Below are 18817 nucleotides of genomic sequence, written 5' to 3'. Positions count from 1 at the left end.
GGGTTGTGGATTCGGTCCTGTTCGGCGGCTCGGCGGCCTTCGGGGTGTCCGGGGTGGAGTGACCGGCCGGGCGGGGTCAGCTCCCGCTCCGGCCGGTCAGGGCCGGTCAGAACAGGGCGAGCGCTTCGGGGGCGGTCGCGGTGAATCCAAAGCCGGTTTCGGGAGTGCCCTCGGTGAACGCGAACCCGAACAGGCCACCATCGGTGGCGGGCACCAGCTCCGGCGCGGTCCCCAGCTCGGCGGCAGGCACGGCGGATTCCTCGACGGCGGGGGCGACGTCCGGAACGATCTCCTCGACCTCGGCGGCGGGCTCCCCCTCGGGGAACATCGGCACGGTGGCGACGGCGTAGCCGCGCTTCTCGGCCTCCCGCAGGGCGACGGCGTACGACGCGGCGTAGAGGGGTTCGCCGCGCTCCTCATCCAGGGCGGCAAACTCTTCGGCGGTGAACCAGCCGTGGAACGCGCCGTAAGCGGTGGTGATCGCGGCAGGCCAGGCCTGGAAGAGGATGCCGACGACCCGTTCGGACTCGACGACCAGGACCGCGCCGTCCTCGATCGCGTCGTTGCACTGCGAGGTGTCGTAGGCCTCCACGGTGGTCGCGAACTCCCACACCTTCGCGGCGCCCTCAGCGGCCTCGGGGGTGGTCGCGGTCTCGGCCACGACGGTGGCGACGAGCTCGGCGATGGCCTCCTGGGCGCCGATACGGCTGATGAAGGTGTTCCACGGTTCGCCGTCGAGCTCGACCGTCCAATCGCGACCGTCGCGGGTGAGGTAGAAATCCCCGGCCTCGGTCTGCGCAGTGTAGTCGCCCATGTCGTCGCGGACGAACTCGACGGTGACGGTGGTGTGCATCGTGGCTCCCTGCTCCGTTTGCGTTGCTGACATAAAGGACACTAGTGGGCCATCCGACTAGTGTCAACACATTGGTTGACACCGATTTTTCGGGGTTCTGTTCGGCCGAGGCCGGGTCTTCCGCTGCTCCGGCGCGCAGGGCCGGGCGCGGGCTGAAGGCCGGCGAGCGGGCCATCAGGGCGCCGCCCTCGCCACACCGGGGCGAGGGCGGCACGTTCTCATCTGATCTCGGGCCTGAGCCCGGTGACCTCAGCCTTGATCCCCGCGTCGAACCTGGCCTTGACGTCCGCGAGTTCGTGGAGGCGGCGGATGGGTGAGCGCACCTCGACGTGTTCGTAGGCGGCGTTGAGCAGCTGGTACCACCGGTAGACCTGCTCATAGAGGTCATCCAGCGTGTCGCTGTCGAGGTGGCTGCACGTCATGCGGATGGTGATCCACCGCTGGGCACGGTGGTGGCCTAGCCCCTCGAACAGGTTCAGGGCGATCGCCTCGCGCTCGGCGTCCAGGCTGGCCTGGTCGGCGGGCACGGTGATCGGGGGTACCGGGAGACAACCGTCTTCGGGGTGGATGCGGGTGATCAGGTCGTTCAGGGCGGCGGCCGCTGAGGTGATCGCGGCGCGGGCTTCGGCGGCACGTTTGGTCTTCATGGCTGGTCCGTTCTTGGGAGTGCGGGCAGGGGACGGGCTACTTCGCGGCGGCCGCGTACCGCTCGGCACGCTCTTTCTCCTTGGCCTTGTGGTCGGCGACGAACTTCGCGTGGTCGGCCTCGATCTGCGCCCACTTCTCGACCTCGTGCGGTTCGGCGTCCCGGACCTTTTTGATCTCCGCAAACGGGATCGTCGCGGTCCAGCCGTGCTGGTCCCGGACGGTCACGGTCTTCTTGTTCACGCGGACCACGGGGTTCCAGCCTCGCCGGGAGCCGACCATGCGCCCCTTGGTCATCTCGGCCGGGTCGACGAGGGTGAACTTCCCGGAGGCCTTCGCCGCCTCCAGGCGCTTCCGGTCGTAGGCCAGCTCCTCTTCGAGGTACGGGATCCTGGCGAGGAGGGTTTCGCGATGCCTGCCTGAGGCGGGCTTGTGCTCGCTGATCATGTAGACCGTCTGGCCGTCCGCGCCCAGGTGCCGCTGCGTCCAGCCGTCGAGGTCGCGGCGAGCTTTCCGCAGCTCGGATTCGAGCTTTTCGATCTTCCGCGTGATCTTCGCGGGGTGCTCGTGCTCGCGGTCGAGGTTCGCCTGCGTGATGGCGGCCGAGGTGGCAGACCGCTCAGCCTTGTCCAGGAACTCGATTTCCTTGCGCTGCGCGGAGTGCATCCGCTCCTCGTCCTTGCAAGCACGCTTGTAGGAATAGTGGTCGACCAGCTTGGGCTGTCCGAACGCGAACCGCTCGGAGATCTGATCGTGCGCGGCCCGGTAGGCGTCTGCCTTGGACAGTCGCCGTTCGGTGAGGTCTTCGAGCCGGTCGACGCGCTGTTCCAGGCGCTCGCGTTTGTCCTCGACGGCCTGGGCGTGGTCGCGCGGTGTGTCGTTGATGGACACCCACACGGTGAAACCGGCTTCGCGGAGGGCCTTCGCCGAGCCGTTGATCATGTAGCGCTTGGCGGGCCGGTCGCGGGACTGCGGGATGTACAGGGTTCCGGACGGCAGGCCGGATCCCTTGCGGGCGCCGCGCCACCGGTACCCGGCCTTGACCATGGCGTCCCAGCTGCCGTCTCCCTTGACCGACCCGAACAGCAGGGTTCCGCCCTCGGGGGTGTGCTCGATCTGGATATCGGTCTGCTCGATTGCCTGCTCGGCGGTCAGCTCCGGCTCAGCCGCGGACTCGGAGGGCTCGCCGGCCTCAGGCTCACCGGGAGCGGACCTCTCGACCGGGGGTTCGTCGACGGGCTGCTCGACGGGAGCGTTCCGGGCGGCGTCGATGTCGAGCGGGGACGGCGGCGGGCTGCATGGGGCGGGCTCCAGCTCGATGGGCTGGACACTGATGCCGAACCGCCCTCGGTCGTCGGCCTGGTCGGTGAGGATCAGGTCGAACAGCGCGGTGGCCTCGCCGGGGTGGACCTTGCCTGGTTCGAGGTTCTGCGTACTGGTGGTCATCTCGGGTCTCCTGGCGCGAGTTCTCGGGCGGGGTCAGCGGGTGGCGCGCTTGGCGCGGATGAGGTCGGCGTAGCGGCGGGCGCGGTCCTCGCCGAGGTAGAACCCGCGAACCGCCGCGCCGTTCTTCGTCAGGACCACGCGGTGGTAGTCGGTGAGGCCGAGGAGGCGGCCGCGCTGGCGGTAGGCGAATTCGCGGTGCGTGTCGACCGGGGTGTGGCAGTAGTTGCAGGTGGCCCCGTAGTAGGGGTGGTCGTATGTGCTCGGCGCGATGCCGAGGAAGAACGCGGTTCCGCCTGCGATGCACAGGTCCCACTGCTCGTTGAGGTTCCATGCCTCGGCTTCTTGGGCGAGTTCGAGGGTTTTCGTCATGTCGTCCACGACATTCCTTCCGCTTTGCGTTGCTGACATAAAGGACACTATCGAACCACTTGATCAGGTGTCAACCGCGTTGTTGACCCCTGAAGTGCGACGACGCCGGACCCCTTGGGTCCGGCGTCGCTGGATGGCGGTTGATCAGTCGTCGAGGTCTGGCCGTTGGAAGGTGACGCGGCCGATGTCGCCCCACCTCTGGTCTTCCACGCTGGAGACCGGCAGCTTGTTGATGAAGGTCGCGAGCGACTCGGGGCCGTCCTGGGCCGGGTTCTCGTCGGCGAAGTCGAATGGCTCGCCCGTGGCGAATCCGTCCCGGATCAGGTCACCGATCGGGACGAACGCCGTGTGAGTCTCGATGACGTTGCGGTCATAGGTGATCCGGACCGTGGTGTCGGCAGGGATCTCGACAATGTCGCCTTCGACGGTCCTGATGGATACGAGGCCGGGCCGCTTGGTGTGCTGCATGGTCTGCTGCCTCCGTGGGTGATCAGGCGGGTTCGGTGTAGTCGTGCAGCGGGATAGGCCGGGTATGGCCGACGAGGTGACGCCAGCCCGGATGGCCTGACCACAGGAAGGCGTCGCCGAAGCGGTAGGGCCCGTAGTCGTCTCCCGGCACTTCCGCGGGCAGGGCGTGCAGCTGCTGGCGGACACTGGCGAGGACGACGGGCGGCTTTCCCAGGGTGGGGATCTTGACGCGGAGCCCGCGCGGCATGGCGTCGCCGGTGATGACAACCTCGCGGTGCCGGATGAGGCGGCGGCCGGTCTCGTGGGTTCGCGGGGCGCGGTAGATCGTGGCCGGGAAACCTTTGAAGGCATCGAGGGTGGAGCCCTTGGGGATGCCGGGGCGGCCGGGGATGACGAGGCACGGCTTTTTCTGCCGCTCGTATTCCTTGGCGTATTCGCGGATGGTGGCTTCGTTCACCAGGGCGGTATCGAGTGGCCCGATGAAGTTGCGAAGCATTGGATCGGTGGGCACGACGTAGAGAAACATCTCGCTGTCCTCACTGCTTGCGTTGCTGACAGTAAGGACTGTAAATGAATAAGGGACGTCCGTCAACCATATAGTTGACGGGCGTCCCTTATGGACTGCGGACTACTGACCCACGACAAGCGGAGTGCGCGCACCACGGATCACGCGGCGCACCACGAAGCTGCGGTCCTCATATCCGGACAACCTGCGGCGGGCCCACTCCTCCGCATCGGCGCGCGTTGCGAAGATCGGCAGGTCGTAACGGGCAAGCCATCCCGTAAACCACTGATTCTCATCGATCGTGTCGACGGAACCATCGAGGCGGATCGGCGACACGCTCAACGCCGCCGCGTAGCCTTCGCGACGCATCTCGGCGAGAGCTACGAGCTCGCGCCACCGATCGACGTCATCCGGAAAGATGGCGGGACGCTCTACTGTTGCCGCAAGGATGTCGTTGGCACTCATGGGTTTCCTTCACGTTTGCGTTGCTGACATGAAGTACTCTAATTGAATTACCTGCGGGTGTCAACCTACGTGTTGACACGAGGCGGTCCCCGCGCCGGGGAAGTGGCGCGGGGACCGGTCTCGGGGTGCGTCGGCCTGGATCAGCCGATGCTGTAGCGGGTGCGGGAGATGAGGCGGGCTCCGTAGGGCAGGGCGGCGTGGTCGACGAGCTCGGCGGGGCCGTGCATCCACGAGATCCGCCAGCGGCCGCGCACGACGTTGAGGTTCTGCACGAGGCCGATGGGGCTCCAGCCCCGCACCCAGGACTTCCCGTTCTGGCCGACCCAGACGCCAGGCAGTTGGATGACGTCTCCGGGCTGGACGAGGTCGAGCGGGATCCGCGGCTGATCGTCTCCCCGGATGGCCTTCAGGGCGGGGATGGTCGCACCGGCGAGCCGGGAGGAAACCGTGAGGAGCAGGTAGTGCTCGGTGTACTCGACGGTGATGCGGCGCCTGCCGTCGACGCGCTTGTCCAGGCGGGGCAGGTCGAGCAGGACGTCCTCGTAGCGGGCGGCGTTCGCGGTGCGGGGCGCGGCGATCGTGGTGACGAGGGTGGCCTCGCTGGTCTGGGACTGGATTTTCCGGACCGGCAGGCCGGCGTTCCGGAGGCGATGACGGACCAGACCACTTTGCCGCATGGTGACAGGTTTAATCGTGACAGACATGGGAATTTCCTCCTGTTTGCGTTGCTGACAGGCAGGACTTTACGGGAGGGAACCACGGGAGTCAACCACTGTGTTGACGCCCGTGGTTCCTGGTTCGCTCTACGGCTTGGTGGCCCAGATGGCACGAGTGAGCACTGAGGCGCCGGAGGTGTCGAACGCGTCGGCCGGGAGCGCGCGGTGGCCGCCGTGCTCCTCGATGAGCGCGCGGATCTCGCGGTGCTTGCCGTCCTGGCGGTATGTGAAGCCGTTCGGCACGACGGCGACGAGAGAGCCACCGTGTGCGAGCAGGTCCCACGCCTTGAGCACGTGGTCGATCCAGATGGTGCGGTTGCCGTACACGCTGAACGGCGGGTTCATCAGCACGCCGTCGAACTCTGCGAGCGAATCGCAGTGGTCGTATACGTGGGGGCCGTAGTCCTCGAAGGTCATGCGCCGGACGTCCTGGCGGTAGTGCGGTTCGATGTGGTCGGCCAGGCCGTGCTCGGGCTCGATCGCGGTGAGGTAGTAGTTGCGGTTCGCGAACTCGGCGTGCAGGGCCCGCACGAGGTTGCCGTTACCGGCGGACGGTTCGAGCAGCAGCGGGCCGTCCGCCGTGACCAGGGCGCCGAGCTCGTCCGCGAGCTCGGCGGCGAGGCCGGGCGGGGTGGGGTGGAAGTTGGTGCGCTTGCGGTCGCCAGCGGCGGCCGCGACCCGGACGGCTTTGGCCGCGGCTGCGGCGGCATCGACGTGGCGGCCTTCGGCGATTGCGCGACGCGCTTGGACACGGAGCATGAGTTCGGTGGTGCGCATGGGTCCTCACTTCGGTTTGCGTTGCTGACAGAAAGGACCCTAATGGTTACGTTTGGCCTGGTCAAGCGGCCTATCCGAACAGTGAGAGCTGTTCCGGTTGCGGTTCTACGGCTCCCCAGTCCCGGAACTTGCCACGGGGTTTTGGCGGCGCCTGGTGCCCGCACGTGCAGGGGCAGCGCCAGACACAGGTCCGGTCCGCGAGCCACACCTCCGCGTCGGAGATGGCCGACCCATCCCGTCTCGCGATCCACGTTTCGCCGCCGCGCCTTGGCGCATGGTCGGGGTCGGAGAACTGGCAGTCGGCATGGAATCCCGAGGAGCAGTGTCCGGTCGGGCCGTACTGGCAATCGCAGCTTGAGAAGTACTTCGGGGTGTTGCGGTGGGTGGCCCGCATCTTTTTCGTCCATACGGTGTCGCGGATCCAGGCCGCGGACTCTTCCGGCATCGGCGGCAACGGCTGGCGGGCCGGGATGAGCACGGTGACGTCGGCGGCCGGGACGGCGGGCGCGAGGTGCGTCGGCCGGAGCTTCGTCTCCCGGAAGTGGTCGTCGATGACGTGCAGGTCGAGGCGTCGGCCTTCGGTGTGGTCGTGGGCCCACAGGACTTCGCAGCGGCCGTGATCGGGGTGCTGTACGACGTCGCCGACGTTCGGCCCCCTGGGGAGCCAGGCCGGCGGCGGGATCGTCGGGATGTGCTTCATGCGTTCGCTGTCGCGCAGCGGTTTCCAGTGTTCCGGCAGCTGGCTGAGGTCGAGCGTGTCGTCGATCCGGTCGATGACACCGCAGATCCAGGTGGAGAGATAGAAGAACAGCTGGCCGATGGCGGACGCGACACGGACGCCGTTGATCTTCACCTGCGTTTCGCAGGGCTGGGCGTAGGTGAAGACCTCGCGGACGGTGACCGCCCGCCCCTTGTAGACAGTGGTGCTGGAGCGGTCATCCTTCGCTTGGCCGGTGTGGTGCTTGCCGCAATCGCACTGGCAATCCCGTTTGCAGACGCGGTCGGCGAGCCAGACCGGGACGAGCTGTGAGTAGCGGGCCTCGCCGGTCCATGCGTCGTAGAAGAGGCCGAAGTCGGGGAGCTTGGCGCCGGTGACGCCGTCCGATCGGCAGATCCACGCTTCGGGGTAGTCGTAGGTGGACGTCGCGGTGCACAGGTGATGGTTCCCAGCCTTGCAGGGATAGGTGACGTCGAGCTGGCAGTCGCAGATTCGGGGGTCTCTCCCCTTTTTCATGGACGCGTCGAACTGCTGCCGGAGTTTCGCGGGCCAGACGGTCTCGCGGATCCAGGTGGCATCCTCTTCGGACATCTGCGGTAGTGCCGTGACAGTCATGGGATCTCCCTATGCGTTGCTGACACAAAGGACACTAACTGTCATCCCGCCGATGGTCAAATGTCCACGGGAGCGAACCTCTGCCGCCTAGGCGTCAGTCTTCGCGGCCGCCGTCATCGCGAGCAGCTGCTGATACGTCGTCAACAACACGGTGGTGAGCGCGGTTCGTGCGGACCGATTGAGTGAGCGGTCCTGGCCGATCGCGAGCATGGCGACGGTGATGGGGTCCTGACTGGGCTCGTCGACGAGTTCGGCGCCAGCGAGGAAGTCGGCGACGTCGAGCCGGGCCCATCGACAGAGCGCGGCGAGGCCATCGGCGGCCGGGGCGGCGCCGTGCTTCATGCGGCTGAGCATGGCGGCGGAAACTCCGGTGGCGCGGGCGACGTCGAGCCAGGTCATGCGACGAGCGAGTCGGACCGTGTCGAGCGCGGCGTGGAAGCTGTCCGCGTCGAACCGAGTGCTCATCCTGTACCCCTGCTCGTGCAGGTCGCCGCGTCATTCGCGGCGACACCTGGCCGAAAGCTACGGGCAGGCCCCGCCACGCGAAGGAGTCTCGGGCTCGCCGCGGCGCGCAGCCCGTAGTATCGTCCTTGCTGCCAGCAACACGACAGGCTAGGTTTTCGCAGGTTTTAGGCAAAAAGGTGGGGCCCGTCACCGAAGTGACGGGCCCCGCTCCTCCGGGCCTCAACGCAGTCGTGTCAGCAACGCATTGAAGGACCAGCCACATAAATGTGAACTAGCGGATCCACGAGAGGAGTGGGACGGATTATGGCACAGGATGACCGCGCGATTGACACCGCGCTGCCGGAGCTGTGGACCCTGCAAGGGCTCGCGGCCGCGGCGGGCGTCGCGCAGACCACGGTGAAGTACCAGTACCTCGCTGGCCTGCTGCCGGGCCGCAGGGTCGGCGACCGCCTCACCGTGTTCCGTGAGTCGACGCTCAACCGGCTGAGGGAGAACCCACGGCCGAACAAGCCGAAGCCAGACGGCCGGATTCCGGAGCTGGTGACCACAGCGTGGGTGGCGGAACGCTGGGAGCGTTCGACGACGGCGGTCGACCGGCTGTACCGGAGCGGGAAGCTCCCCGGTGTGCAGCTCGGAGGGTTCGTCCTGTTCCGACGGGCGCTGATCGAAAGTCTCGACGTCGACGAGCTCACTCCGGGTCCGCATGGCGAGCAGGTCGGCGCGGGCGAACCTGTCGAGGACAAGAAGCTGGCCGGGTTGTTGACCCGGGAAGGCGCGGCCGGGGTTCTCGGGATCAACGCGCAGGACGTGATGACCTGGTTCCACTACGGCCGGATTCCCGGTGCGACGCCGACAACAACGGACGGGGCGCAGCGGAAGCTGCTGGTCTTCCGCGAGGCAACACTGCTCCAGCGTGGCGCGCAAGATCTCCACGCTCCAGCTGACGACGGTCGACTCCCCGCCCTGCTGACGGGGACTCAGGCGGCCGAGATCCTGGGAGTCAACCCCAAGTCGGTCGCGGCCATGCACGAGCGCGGCGAGCTGGTCGGCCGCCCCGTCACCGATGGAGACGGCGACACGCGGCGCGTCGTCTACCGCCAGGAGATCGTGGAGAGGCTGGCCGGGAGGTAACCGCTGGCAACGACGAAGGGCCCCGCCCCCGTATCGGGAGGCGGGGCCCTTCGTCGTTCACTCCCCTGGTCGGTCTTGCTCGAGCTGGTGGTCCCCGCCAGAGCAGCAGACGCATCCGATTTGGACGGTGAGCCACAGCCGGCGGGTGTGCTGCGGTCCACGGTGGATGACCGGGGCGAGCTTGGTCATGTACTCCGGGCTGTCGTCGGGCACCAGCTGCAACCCGATCCAGTCGGCACTTTTCGCCCGGCGGGCGGGGCGAGCGAGCGCGTCGTAGGCCGGTTTCGCGGAGGCGGCGAGGTTGTCGGTGTCGGCGCTGGTGTTGTCCCCTGGTGCCCAGTGCAGTTGCACGGTGAGGTGATGGGTTCTCGGAATCCGCGCAGCTCGTGCTCTCCAGGTCACGGCCTCGGCGATGACGCGTTTGTGCTCGGCGTGCTTGGACCAGTGGATGCGCCAGTTCAGGTTGTACGGGCACAGCCGCGGCGGCCTGGTTCGGTTGACGGCCTTGCCGCCTCGCCGTTTCGGCTGTGGCGGCAGGACAAGCGGCACGTCGATCTCGTAGACCGTGCCGAGGTTCGGGACGCTCATGCGGCCACCTGCCAGCGGCTCGGTACGCGGAGCGTGGTCACGGACGCTTCGCGGCGCAGTTCGGCACGGACGCGTTCGACGGTGCGCGGGCTGACGCCGGTCCGCTCGGCGACGACGGCTGCCGTGAGCGGGGTCGCCGCGAGGGCGTGGAGCAGTTCGAGCTGTTGCTCGGGGATGTGCTCCTTCCGCTGCGTGGGGATGGCGACGACTGCCGGGGCTTCGCGGCGCAGTTCGGCACGGACGCGTTCGACGGTGCGTTTGCTGACGCCGGTCTGGTCGACGATCTCGACGGCGTGCCGACCGGTCGCGGCCAGCCGACGCAGGACCTCCCGTTGTTCGTCGGGTAGCAGGCGGCTGAAGGCGATGATGCCTTCGCAGGCGAGGGTGACGGCGAACTCGTCGAGCACAGGCTGGGGTTCGGGGTCGAACATCGGGATGGTCACGCGGCTGCCCCCGCTCTCTTCTGGGAGCACAGGGTGCGGGCGATTCCGGCATCGACGCCGTTGGCGACGAGGCGTTCGTACTCGACGGGGTCCTGGAGCCAGCCGAGCAGGTCGGTGGGCGAGCGGTCTTCGAGGACGAGGCCGGCGAGGACGGTGAGCACGGCGCGGGTGCCGAGTTCGATCCCGGTCGGGGCCGGGGTGCGGTCGTTCTTGAGGGCTCGGCGTAGGACGCGGTCTGCGTCGGCCAGCGCGAGCCCGATGCCGTCGACGTCTCCACGGTGCACGAGGTCGATGACCTGTTGGACGTGCGGGAGGACTTTGTCGAGGTGGCGGTTTCCGGTGACGGCGGCGGCGTCGGCCGTCCCAGGTGCTGCTGGGGCGATCATCGCTCGTGTTCCCTTCGGGGCTTAGTGGCTGGTGGTGGTGTTGGATTCGCTGGCGTAGCGTTCGGCGGCCGCGCGACAGATCTTGCGGTGGCCGTGGAAGACCGGGGCGGGGCCGAGTGGCCAGATCCTGTTCTCGGTGAACCGGATCGGCCGTTGGTTCGCGGTGACCTCGCCGCCACATTCGGGGCAGCGGCCGGATTCGGAGAAGCGCAGGGCGCGGGCGAAGGCCAGTTCGGCGGCCCGGCTGGTCTCCTGGACGCGGCAGGGCACCGGCTCGTGGCAGCAGCCGCACACCGGGTAGTGGCCGGTGGGGTAGATCCACCAGGCGACAACTCCGGACCATGTGCGCAGGCGCATGGTGTGGCCGGTTCCTGTCGCTGGCCGGATGGTGACGAGACTCGGGGTCGCGCCGCGGCCGCGGGTCTCGCGCATGAAGCGGTCGGGCGTGGTCCATTGTTCGCGCGGGACGGCGTCGACGGCCTGGACGATCCAGGCGCGCCGGTCGTAGGCGATGGTGTCGCCGATGGTGGGAGTGCGGTAGGTCTTCTCCGCGTCGGCGGGCTCCCAGGCGGGCTCGTTCAGCACGTCGTTACTCCCGCCTGATTGGCCGCCTGCGCGAACGGGCGGTCGTCGTCGGGGTGGAGGGCTTCGGGGAGCTGTGTGACGTCCTGGACGATTCTGGGGCGCGGCACTGGTGGCATCTCACGCGCGTGGGCGCGCGTGTGGTGAGTTACCTCGCCGACGTGTGTTTCGAGCTGGCCACTGATTCGGTGAGCAGGGTTGTCGAGGGCAAGCCGACCCGGACCGCAGGGAGCGGAGCGACCGAGGACCGGAAGCGGCGCGGCAGCGCCTTCCTTCGATTCGGCTTGTTCTTCTCTTCTGGTTGTTGAGGATTCAGGTTGTTGATCTCCCTTCTGAGGGAGGTCCGGACGTCCCTTGGAGCGGGTGACCGGACGTCCCTTGGACGGGACTACCGGACCTCCCTCAGAAGGGATGTTCGGACTGACCTGCACCTTTGCGCCGTAGAAGCTGGTCAGGGTGATGTGGCCGCCGAAGTTCCCGGGCGGGGCCTCGTGAACGGTGTAGATCAGCCGCTTGTACATGCGGTTCGGGCCCCATCGGACCTCCTCGATCTCCACCGCGCCGAGCTCCACGAGCGGGCGCGTGTACTTCCCGACGTCGGTCGGCTTCTTGAGCCTCATCAGGCCGGCGAGCGTGGCCTGCGTGGGCCACGCGGTGTTGTCGCCGCGCTGCCCGTTGACGTGCATCCGCAGCAGGCTGTAGAGCGTCTTCGACTGGGAGGGGAGATCAGCGAGGAGGACCCACTGACCGACCGTTGTGTATGGGAATCCGCGTCCGTGGCGGATGGCCATCTCGGCGTCGGGGTCGTGCGTGTCGAACAAGATGGTGCTCCGGTTGTGAGTCCGCGCGCGGGCGTGCAGGAACGCCAGGCGTGGGAGGTGGTCCGGACAGCAGGGAGGACGCGCGGGTATGCGGCGGCTCGGGCTGTGCCGGGAGAACCCTTCGGCGCGCGACGGCACACGGTCCGAACCCGTGGGTTCGCAGGAATGACCGTGTTGACGTCGGGACGTCGTGGGTGGGAAGTGGCCCCTAGGCGGGGTTAAGGCGCCCGCAGCGCGGCGGGCGGTGCGACGATCGTCGGATCTCTACGGCGAGATGCCGGAGATGTGACGCTCGTATCGGCTTCGCTTTGCCGTGTCGTGGGTACGATCCACGCTGGCCCCCCTGGTGCTCGTCTGTGTCGGAACGGGCCATAGGGGCGGTGAGACGGCTTTCGCCGTCTCGGCCTCGGAGTGGATTGTGCTGATCCACTCCGGGGCTCCGCCTGTAGACCCGAGACATTGAGTTCTCAACGAAACCTATGTTAGTAAAGGTCCGCAACCAATAACAGGGCCGTAACACTGTGGTCTCCGGAAATGAGTCGCAGCCGCCATTCGGGTGATGGCTTTTTCTGACAATTTCCAGCCTGAAACCTGTAACGCGCATAGCGTCGCTAGCACTCACCAGCGACAACGGGTCACTACCGCTGGGTAAGTCAGGTAAGGGTAACCGCAGGTAGGAAGGGCCTTGGACTGTCCACAGTGACCGGACGCACACCCTCCGAGCTTGATCACCTTCGGTGCCGGATCGATCACCTCGCGTCAAGCCGGGTTGAATCCGTACGCGCGTTGCGACTTTTGCACTAGCCCCGGATAAGTCACAGTAACAACAAAGGGCCGTCCGGCGATAAATAGTGTTCGCCATTGCGGATTTACCGTGCAATTGCATGTTTGGGGCCTCGGCGGACGGCCGCAGCCTCACGTCGGGAAGGCGTGGTAGCCGCCGCGTGGGGCCACGTAGTCGTCCAGCGCGGCGAAGAACTCCGCCATCGCCTCGCGTTCCCAGCTGGGCACCCCGCCGTCCGCGGTGCGCTCCAGGTAGCGTCTGGTGCTTTCCCACTCCTCCACCACCTTCGCGGTCGGCTCGTTCGAGATCAGCCACCTGGCGTGGCCTGCGGGGGTTCCGTTGCGTACGGCGGGTTTCAGCCCGGCTCGCAGTGCGTCCTCTTCGGACATGGCGAACGTCGACCACGGGGCGGTGTCCTGTTCGGTCCTCGCCGGCCTCGGCCCGGCGGGGGCCGGTGCCCGCCGCGCGGGGGCGGCGGGCACCGGCCATGACCACTTGCTGTTCTTCACGACGCGTCTTCCTCGGCGCGGGCCTCGTCCTGCATGGCCTGCTCGATCGCGAGCGCGATCGCGTCCTGGCGCTGTTCCTTGTCCAATGCGCCGTAGTTGCGCAGCGACACGAGACTTGTGCGCCGGTCCTCGATGGTCAGCAGGTTCGGGTCTTCCACCGGGCACTGAAGGATGTTCGACAACACCCGGAGCTGGTTCTCCCGGTCCCTGACCTCCAGGTACTCCAGGCCCGTCTTGATGGCCACGAGCAGCTGCTCGCCGGTCATCTGCTCGACGGGCACCCCTTTGGTGTCCGTCGAGTTCGGCGCGGCCGGGGGCCGTTGGGTGCGCTGCTGAGGCGCCTGGCGGTACTGCGGCGGCCGCGCGTCGCCTTGGGCTCGGGCGTCGCGCTCGGCCAGGCGGCGGCTTTCCTCCTCGCGGTCCTCGTCCGCGCCGTCGCGGCGGACCTCGCGGCAGTACGCCTTGTCGGGGTCGCACTTCATGTAGTCGAAAATGAGCCACTCCAGGGGGTTGCGGCCCATTGGCGGCTCCACGGCCTCGTCCTCGGACTGGATGCCCGCGAACACGCTGCGGCAGCCAACGACCTCCACCTTCGCGCGGCGGCCGCGCGTGCCGCGCCGGACGCGGAGGACCGCCGTCGAGTCAAACGACAGGTCCTTTTGTGCCTGCGTGGACCACACCTTGTCACCGGTGGGGTTGCCGTCATCCCCGATCGCCGAGACGTCGCGGCCGCGCGCGGTGTAGACGACGATGCCGGGGATCGCGGCGAGCAGGTTCAGGATCTCGTAGTGCTTGTCGATCACCGGGTTCCAGTAAGCGGGGCCGGGGTTGATCTCCGCGTTCGGATCCTGCCGCAGGATCGCGCGGTTCTTCCGCGACTGCCTGGCCCGCCACTTCGCCAGCGCGCCGAGAGCTTTCCACTCCCCCGACATGGAGTCGATGCACACGAGGATGGGCCTCTCCCCGGCAGCGAGAGCCGCTTTCCCGACGTGGCGCAGCCACGCCAGCTTCTCCATGAAGTCGGCGAGGTTCACGAAGTTCACGACCTGGTACTTCGCGCCAGGAACAGCGCCGTACTGCTGGGCGGTGCCCTCGAAACCGAATTCGAGCCAGAACGCGCGGCCAACCTTTTCACTGCCAGTGAATTCGGCGAGGAGCCAGGACTTCCCGGCCTTTTCCTCGCCCTCGACCAGGACCATCGGCCACGGCACCGCGCCGGTCGGCGTCTCGGTCGGAACCATCTTGAGCAGGCGCTCCAGCTCGGCGGTTGCCTTGTCGAGCGAGGTCCCGGCGCCGGTCGGTGTGCTGCCCGGGGCGTCGAGTGTTGCGGTCATTTCTTTTCCTCGTTTCTGACATGACGGTCCCCTGGCGCGCTTCCAGTGTTGGATGAAAGCGCGCTTTATGAACGGATTGTTTTGGGGATGCCGAAACGCTATTCGAAATAGTGATCAGGTGTCAATAAGCATTATTTGCCGTCTGATCTCAATGAATAAGGCCCGAGACAGAATGTGTCTCGGGCCTAATGTGGGAATTTGGGGTTTCGCCCGATGAGGGCGGGGTTGCGTCCCGCCCTCATCGCTGGCGACGCTAGTGGGAGAGGTCACGACTCTCGTCCACTGGCTCTAACCGCCTGCCTGTCACTGGATGCAGGGCTGTTCTTCAGTTTTCTCGATGAAGGCGGGCTGATCCCCCGCCCTCATCGTGCTAGCGCAAGAGCTGGTACCTCTCGCCGCCTAGCGCAACCAACTGTTCACGCAGGAAAACCCGGGCCGTGGCCCCGTTCGCGCGACTCCTGTGGGTACAGGTGTGCCGTCGCGCAGCCCGTACTTTAGCAGCTATCCGCAGGCGGGCGCGGTACCTCCTGGCCCCAGTGTTCCCGGTTCCGGGCGGCCTGGGCGCGCAGCATCTGCGCGCGGCCGTTCATCCCCAGCTCGTCGAGCCGGTCGGCGATCTCATCGAGCTTGGCCGCGCGGCGCCGCGCGGCCCGGACTTGCAGCCGGCGGACGCCAAGCAGCACCGCGAGGCCGTAGCTGGCGCGGGCCCGCAGTTCAGCCGCGGTCAGCATCAGGTGGTCTCCCAGTGCTCGCGCTCGACATCGGTCAGCTCTCGCACCTCGCACGGCACGCCGTCGTCGGCCGAGATGGCGAAACGCCAGGCAAGCGGGGTTCGTTCGCTCGGTTTCGACTCGCGGTTGAGGTAGCGCAGGCCATCGGTCCAGAGCCAGCCGTTCTGGTGTCGGGCGAGGTAGGGCGTCTTCGACGGCTTGGTGTCGATCAGGACGGTGACGTCCGGGCCTGGCTCGGCGTCACCGGTGTGCCAGGTGCTCATCAGGGGGCCTTCCGGGTCGAGGTACACGGGGCGGGTCATGCGGGTGGCGAGGTGGTCGAGGAAGACGGGGACGCGTTCGCTGTCGTCGAACGGGTCCAGGTCAGTGCCGTGGATCTCCGCGGCGAGATCGCGGCGTTCGCGAAGGAGCTGGTTGAACGCTGCCTGTCCTTCGCGCTGGTCAGGGTGGGCGTCGTGGTAGTCGGCGGCGCGGCGCAGGTACCGCTCGAACTCCGTCACGGCGTCTCCGGGAACAACGTCGGCTCGGGACCTGCGGCGAGCCGTGGCCCGGCCTGTCGTTCGTCGAGGGCGAGCGCCCATCGCGCGGCTGCGGCGCTGAGCCCGATCAGGTGCTCGCGCAGCCGTGTCGGGTCGAGCTCGGCGAAGGCGGCGGTGACGTGCTGCATGAGGACGGCGCGGTGCGTGAGCTGTCCTCGGGCGGTGTCGGCGGCGACGAGTTCGGCGGCCTTCGTCGCGGCGTGCTGGTCGCGGGGGCGTCCGGTGCCGTCCGGGAGCGGGCCGAGGCCGGCGGCAGCAGCCGCGCGGTCTTGCGCGGTGCACGCGGTGAAGACGTCGCCGAGGACGCGGTGCGTGGAGGCTTTGCCGGGGATCACGCGGTCGTCGCCTGGTCGTGGTCGAGGGTGAGCGCCGAGGGTGGGAGGTGCAGCGGCTTTTGGCCGTCGTCGAGCTGCACGCGCACGTCGACGTGCGGCAGGATCTCGCCGCCGAGCAGGGCGGTGGGGCCGATCGTGACTCGCTCACCCGGCCTGAATCCGCCCGGCATCAGGTAGATGCCGTGGTCGAGGAGTTTGCGGGCGATGACTTCGGCGGTCTGGGCAATGGCCTCGTCGAGGATGCTCTTGGCCGGGTCGGGTTCGTCCTGCCGGATGCCTTCGAGCTTGGCCAGTGCTCGCAGGCGTTGGCCGACGAAGTCTTCGATCGTCCCCATGATCTGGTCGTCGTCGGTCACCGCGCGTGCGATCAGGTCGACGAGCGTGGCTTCGGCTGGCGCGGTCATCGGCGGTTCCTTCGCTGGTAGAGGTGGCGGTCGCGACTAGTCGCGCGGCCGTTGAGCAGGGCGTAGAGACAGCGGCGCACGTAGCGCGTCAGGTCGGTGATCACGGGACCTCCCGGGCGGGGACGACGGCGGCGACCGCGGAGGGCAGGAACTCCAGGACCCGGGTCGACGTCGGGCGGCAGCTGGCGGATGTGGTGGACGAGCGACGTGTCGGCCGCGCGTAGCGGCGGCCGGTCGCAGGCGAGGGTGAAGAACTCGGGAGGGAACCCGGTCAGCTCGGCGAGCAGGACCAGCGATTCCCACGTCGGGTACAGCTGCCCGGCTTCCCACATGTCCACCTGGGGTTCGGTGACGCCGCAGGCCTCGTCGACGCCGGGCCCGTCGAGGCCGCGCAGGTCGAGGGCCTGGGTGATGCGGTACGGCACGACGTCCCCGGCGGCCCATGCCTGATAGGCACGCTGGCCGAGATCGAACAGGGCGTACCGCTGGTGGGCGGCGCGGATAGCGGCTTCGAGACGGCCGAGGGCAGCGATCCGGCGCCCGGCGGCGGCCGGGTCCGGCTTGGCCGCCGGCTGATCGGCGGGCGGCTGCTTGCGAGCGTCGTGGTAGTCGGCGAGGACCTGGCGGCCGCCGGGGCGCATCCGGAAGCAGGCTTCGAGCGGGGCGGCGCCACAGGTTGGGCAGCGTCGGGAGCGCGGGTTGTCCCGCGTGGTGTCGCGGACCGGGCCGGACGGGGACCAGCGGATGCCGTCGATGGTGCTCACGCCGCGTTCCCCTCCCCGAACAGGTCCAGCTGGCCCCCGGCGGGCTCCGGCGAGCGGAGGGAGTGGATCAGACGCCCCCGCCACTCCAGGGCGTAGTCAAGACACGAGGTGCACTTCTTGTGTGTGCCGACGCAGGCCGGCAGCGGGGCGCTGTGGCGGGCGTCGACCGACCACGATTCGCTGTCGGACGTGGCGAGGAGATGGCCGACGCGGCGGATGCCGAGCGTTTTGACCCCGTAGCCGTGCAGGCGGATGCCGGGCACGGCCGCGGTGATGGCTCGGAGGATCGCGACGATTTCGCTGGTGGCCTGGCGGCGGCAGAGGGAGCCGACACCGACCGGCCCGGCAAGCAGGTCGACACCGGCGCGGCGGTACTTCCCGATGTGGGCGACGTAGTCGCGCGGCGTGCCACCCTGAAGCGTCGGGATGAACTTCGAATCGCCGACCGTGCGGAAGTGCTGATTCCAGCGGGAGGTCAGCTCGAGGTAGTTCTCGGTGGAGCGGTCCTGGTGCTCGCCGATGGTCAAGCCGGTCTTGGCGAGGATGTGGTCCTCGCACATCCAGTCCTGGATGCCGACCATGACCGGCGGCCCGATCCAGTGGTGGTACTCGGCGACGGCCAGGACGTAGTCGCGCGGGTCGGTGCGCCAGTACCCGTGTTCCTCCAGCTCGGAGCGGGGCGTGCCGTCCTTGATGGCGTCGAGCGCACCGTAGGCCCCGGAGTCGACCATGTACGGCGGGAGACCACGGTCGCGGCGCACCCACCAGGTGGTGCGCTGGAGCCGCTGGTGGGCGATGCACACCGGCACAGGTGCGACGAGGTGCCGGGGCTCGGAGATACCCAGGAAGAAGTCGGTCTCGACGTTCACCGTCTCGCCGCCAGGTACGCGTCGATCCGGTCGTCGAAAGCCTTGGCGGGGTCCTGGAGCCGGGACCATCGGGTCAGCAGCTCCTTCCCGGCCGGGGTGAGCTGGAGCTGTTTGCCCTTGAGCCACACCCTCCCGAAACGGTGCTTCCGCACTGGGGCGAAGACGACGTACTTCTTGTTCGCGGCGAATTCGCGGGCGGCGCGCTCCTCCGGCAGGTGGAAGAAGTCCTTGAGCCGGTCAGCGCGTTTGCGGGTGTCGGCCAGGTCGCAGTGGGGGTCGTTGAGGTCGGCGCGGCCGGTGAAGACGTTGACCTTGAGCACGAGATGCCCGGCGCCGATGAAGTGGAGCGCACGGTAGTGCGGCCACGCGGAACGGGTGACTGGTCGGTCGGAAGGTGTGGTGATCGCGGGAAGTTCGGAGAGCTCCCACAGTGCCGGAGCTTCCTCGTCCGCCCCGCCCAAAAGCGACGATTTCATGCCAAAAAACTTGGCATAGAGGTAGGTCAGATGGCCAGGGTTTTATGCCAAATTTTTTGGCATTTTCCAGTCTGATTCG

Annotated in this window: 26 protein-coding genes; 1 reads left to right on the top strand and 25 read right to left on the bottom strand. The window is 67.8% G+C overall.

Annotated elements, in window-relative coordinates; translation table 11 throughout:
• Positions 1-106 precede the first annotated feature (106 nt).
• From ACZ54P_RS38180 to ACZ54P_RS38130, 11 genes are all read right to left on the bottom strand, one after another.
• Complete coding sequence (locus tag ACZ54P_RS38180) at positions 107-853, bottom strand: hypothetical protein (protein ID WP_465466494.1); 747 nt, start codon at positions 851-853, stop codon at positions 107-109.
• A gap of 218 nt (positions 854-1071) precedes the next feature.
• On the bottom strand, positions 1072-1500 hold the full coding sequence (locus ACZ54P_RS38175) for a hypothetical protein (RefSeq protein WP_465466493.1): 429 nt from the start codon (positions 1498-1500) through the stop codon (positions 1072-1074).
• Positions 1501-1537: 37 nt separating this feature from the next.
• Positions 1538-2944, bottom strand: coding sequence for a DUF3560 domain-containing protein (locus ACZ54P_RS38170; RefSeq protein WP_465466492.1), 1407 nt, complete (start codon positions 2942-2944; stop codon positions 1538-1540).
• A gap of 33 nt (positions 2945-2977) precedes the next feature.
• A complete protein-coding gene (locus ACZ54P_RS38165; RefSeq protein WP_465466491.1) occupies positions 2978-3322 on the bottom strand; it encodes a hypothetical protein in 345 nt (114 codons plus the stop codon).
• A gap of 135 nt (positions 3323-3457) precedes the next feature.
• Positions 3458-3781, bottom strand: coding sequence for a hypothetical protein (locus ACZ54P_RS38160; RefSeq protein ID WP_465466490.1), 324 nt, complete (start codon positions 3779-3781; stop codon positions 3458-3460).
• 22 nt (positions 3782-3803) lie between these two features.
• The gene (locus ACZ54P_RS38155) at positions 3804-4307 is read right to left on the bottom strand and encodes a hypothetical protein (protein ID WP_465466489.1); all 504 of its coding nucleotides are present in this window, start codon (positions 4305-4307) and stop codon (positions 3804-3806) included.
• A 102-nt stretch (positions 4308-4409) separates the two neighbouring features.
• Positions 4410-4751, bottom strand: a complete 342-nt coding sequence (locus ACZ54P_RS38150) for a hypothetical protein (RefSeq protein WP_465466488.1) — start codon at positions 4749-4751, stop codon at positions 4410-4412.
• A gap of 140 nt (positions 4752-4891) precedes the next feature.
• On the bottom strand, positions 4892-5455 hold the full coding sequence (locus ACZ54P_RS38145; RefSeq protein WP_465466487.1) for a hypothetical protein: 564 nt from the start codon (positions 5453-5455) through the stop codon (positions 4892-4894).
• Positions 5456-5554: 99 nt separating this feature from the next.
• Positions 5555-6244, bottom strand: a complete 690-nt coding sequence (locus ACZ54P_RS38140; RefSeq protein ID WP_465466486.1) for a hypothetical protein — start codon at positions 6242-6244, stop codon at positions 5555-5557.
• Positions 6245-6314: 70 nt separating this feature from the next.
• Entirely contained in the window at positions 6315-7577 is a 1263-nt protein-coding gene (locus ACZ54P_RS38135) for a DUF6248 family natural product biosynthesis protein (RefSeq protein ID WP_465466485.1), read from the bottom strand.
• Positions 7578-7664: 87 nt separating this feature from the next.
• Positions 7665-8042 (bottom strand): helix-turn-helix domain-containing protein, encoded by a 378-nt coding sequence (locus ACZ54P_RS38130; protein ID WP_465466484.1) that lies wholly within the window; start codon positions 8040-8042, stop codon positions 7665-7667.
• A gap of 303 nt (positions 8043-8345) precedes the next feature.
• On the opposite strand from ACZ54P_RS38130, the gene ACZ54P_RS38125 reads away from it, so the two are divergent.
• A complete protein-coding gene (locus ACZ54P_RS38125; protein WP_465466483.1) occupies positions 8346-9173 on the top strand; it encodes a hypothetical protein in 828 nt (275 codons plus the stop codon).
• Between the two features lie 57 nt (positions 9174-9230).
• On the opposite strand, the gene ACZ54P_RS38120 is transcribed toward ACZ54P_RS38125, so the two are convergent.
• From ACZ54P_RS38120 to ACZ54P_RS38055, 14 genes are all read right to left on the bottom strand, one after another.
• The gene (locus ACZ54P_RS38120) at positions 9231-9761 is read right to left on the bottom strand and encodes a hypothetical protein (RefSeq protein WP_465466482.1); all 531 of its coding nucleotides are present in this window, start codon (positions 9759-9761) and stop codon (positions 9231-9233) included.
• Complete coding sequence (locus ACZ54P_RS38115) at positions 9758-10204, bottom strand: hypothetical protein (RefSeq protein WP_465466481.1); 447 nt, start codon at positions 10202-10204, stop codon at positions 9758-9760. Before ACZ54P_RS38115 ends, ACZ54P_RS38120 begins: the two co-directional genes overlap by 4 nt.
• Positions 10201-10590 (bottom strand): hypothetical protein, encoded by a 390-nt coding sequence (locus tag ACZ54P_RS38110; protein WP_465466480.1) that lies wholly within the window; start codon positions 10588-10590, stop codon positions 10201-10203. Before ACZ54P_RS38110 ends, ACZ54P_RS38115 begins: the two co-directional genes overlap by 4 nt.
• Positions 10591-10611: 21 nt before the next feature.
• The gene (locus tag ACZ54P_RS38105) at positions 10612-11175 is read right to left on the bottom strand and encodes a hypothetical protein (RefSeq protein WP_465466479.1); all 564 of its coding nucleotides are present in this window, start codon (positions 11173-11175) and stop codon (positions 10612-10614) included.
• Complete coding sequence (locus tag ACZ54P_RS38100) at positions 11169-11993, bottom strand: hypothetical protein (protein ID WP_465466478.1); 825 nt, start codon at positions 11991-11993, stop codon at positions 11169-11171. The genes ACZ54P_RS38105 and ACZ54P_RS38100 overlap by 7 nt, the downstream gene beginning before the upstream one ends.
• 915 nt (positions 11994-12908) lie before the next feature.
• Positions 12909-13286: a hypothetical protein gene (locus ACZ54P_RS38095; RefSeq protein ID WP_465466477.1), complete on the bottom strand. Its 378-nt coding sequence runs from the start codon at positions 13284-13286 to the stop codon at positions 12909-12911.
• Positions 13283-14620, bottom strand: a complete 1338-nt coding sequence (locus ACZ54P_RS38090) for a hypothetical protein (protein WP_465466476.1) — start codon at positions 14618-14620, stop codon at positions 13283-13285. Before ACZ54P_RS38090 ends, ACZ54P_RS38095 begins: the two co-directional genes overlap by 4 nt.
• A 494-nt stretch (positions 14621-15114) precedes the next feature.
• Complete coding sequence (locus ACZ54P_RS38085) at positions 15115-15351, bottom strand: hypothetical protein (protein ID WP_465466475.1); 237 nt, start codon at positions 15349-15351, stop codon at positions 15115-15117.
• Complete coding sequence (locus ACZ54P_RS38080; RefSeq protein WP_465466474.1) at positions 15351-15851, bottom strand: hypothetical protein; 501 nt, start codon at positions 15849-15851, stop codon at positions 15351-15353. Before ACZ54P_RS38080 ends, ACZ54P_RS38085 begins: the two co-directional genes overlap by 1 nt.
• On the bottom strand, positions 15848-16225 hold the full coding sequence (locus ACZ54P_RS38075) for a hypothetical protein (protein WP_465466473.1): 378 nt from the start codon (positions 16223-16225) through the stop codon (positions 15848-15850). Before ACZ54P_RS38075 ends, ACZ54P_RS38080 begins: the two co-directional genes overlap by 4 nt.
• On the bottom strand, positions 16222-16629 hold the full coding sequence (locus ACZ54P_RS38070; protein WP_465466472.1) for a hypothetical protein: 408 nt from the start codon (positions 16627-16629) through the stop codon (positions 16222-16224). The genes ACZ54P_RS38075 and ACZ54P_RS38070 overlap by 4 nt, the downstream gene beginning before the upstream one ends.
• Positions 16626-17393: a zinc finger domain-containing protein gene (locus ACZ54P_RS38065; RefSeq protein WP_465466471.1), complete on the bottom strand. Its 768-nt coding sequence runs from the start codon at positions 17391-17393 to the stop codon at positions 16626-16628. Before ACZ54P_RS38065 ends, ACZ54P_RS38070 begins: the two co-directional genes overlap by 4 nt.
• On the bottom strand, positions 17390-18262 hold the full coding sequence (locus ACZ54P_RS38060; protein ID WP_465466470.1) for a deazapurine DNA modification protein DpdA family protein: 873 nt from the start codon (positions 18260-18262) through the stop codon (positions 17390-17392). Before ACZ54P_RS38060 ends, ACZ54P_RS38065 begins: the two co-directional genes overlap by 4 nt.
• Positions 18259-18738, bottom strand: coding sequence for a hypothetical protein (locus tag ACZ54P_RS38055; RefSeq protein WP_465466469.1), 480 nt, complete (start codon positions 18736-18738; stop codon positions 18259-18261). Before ACZ54P_RS38055 ends, ACZ54P_RS38060 begins: the two co-directional genes overlap by 4 nt.
• Positions 18739-18817: the final 79 nt, after the last annotated feature.

It is taken from the genome of Amycolatopsis sp. NPDC034160, from assembly GCF_055575355.1.
Note: the sequence above shows the minus strand (reverse complement) of the source record. Positions and strands in the feature narration are given on the sequence as shown.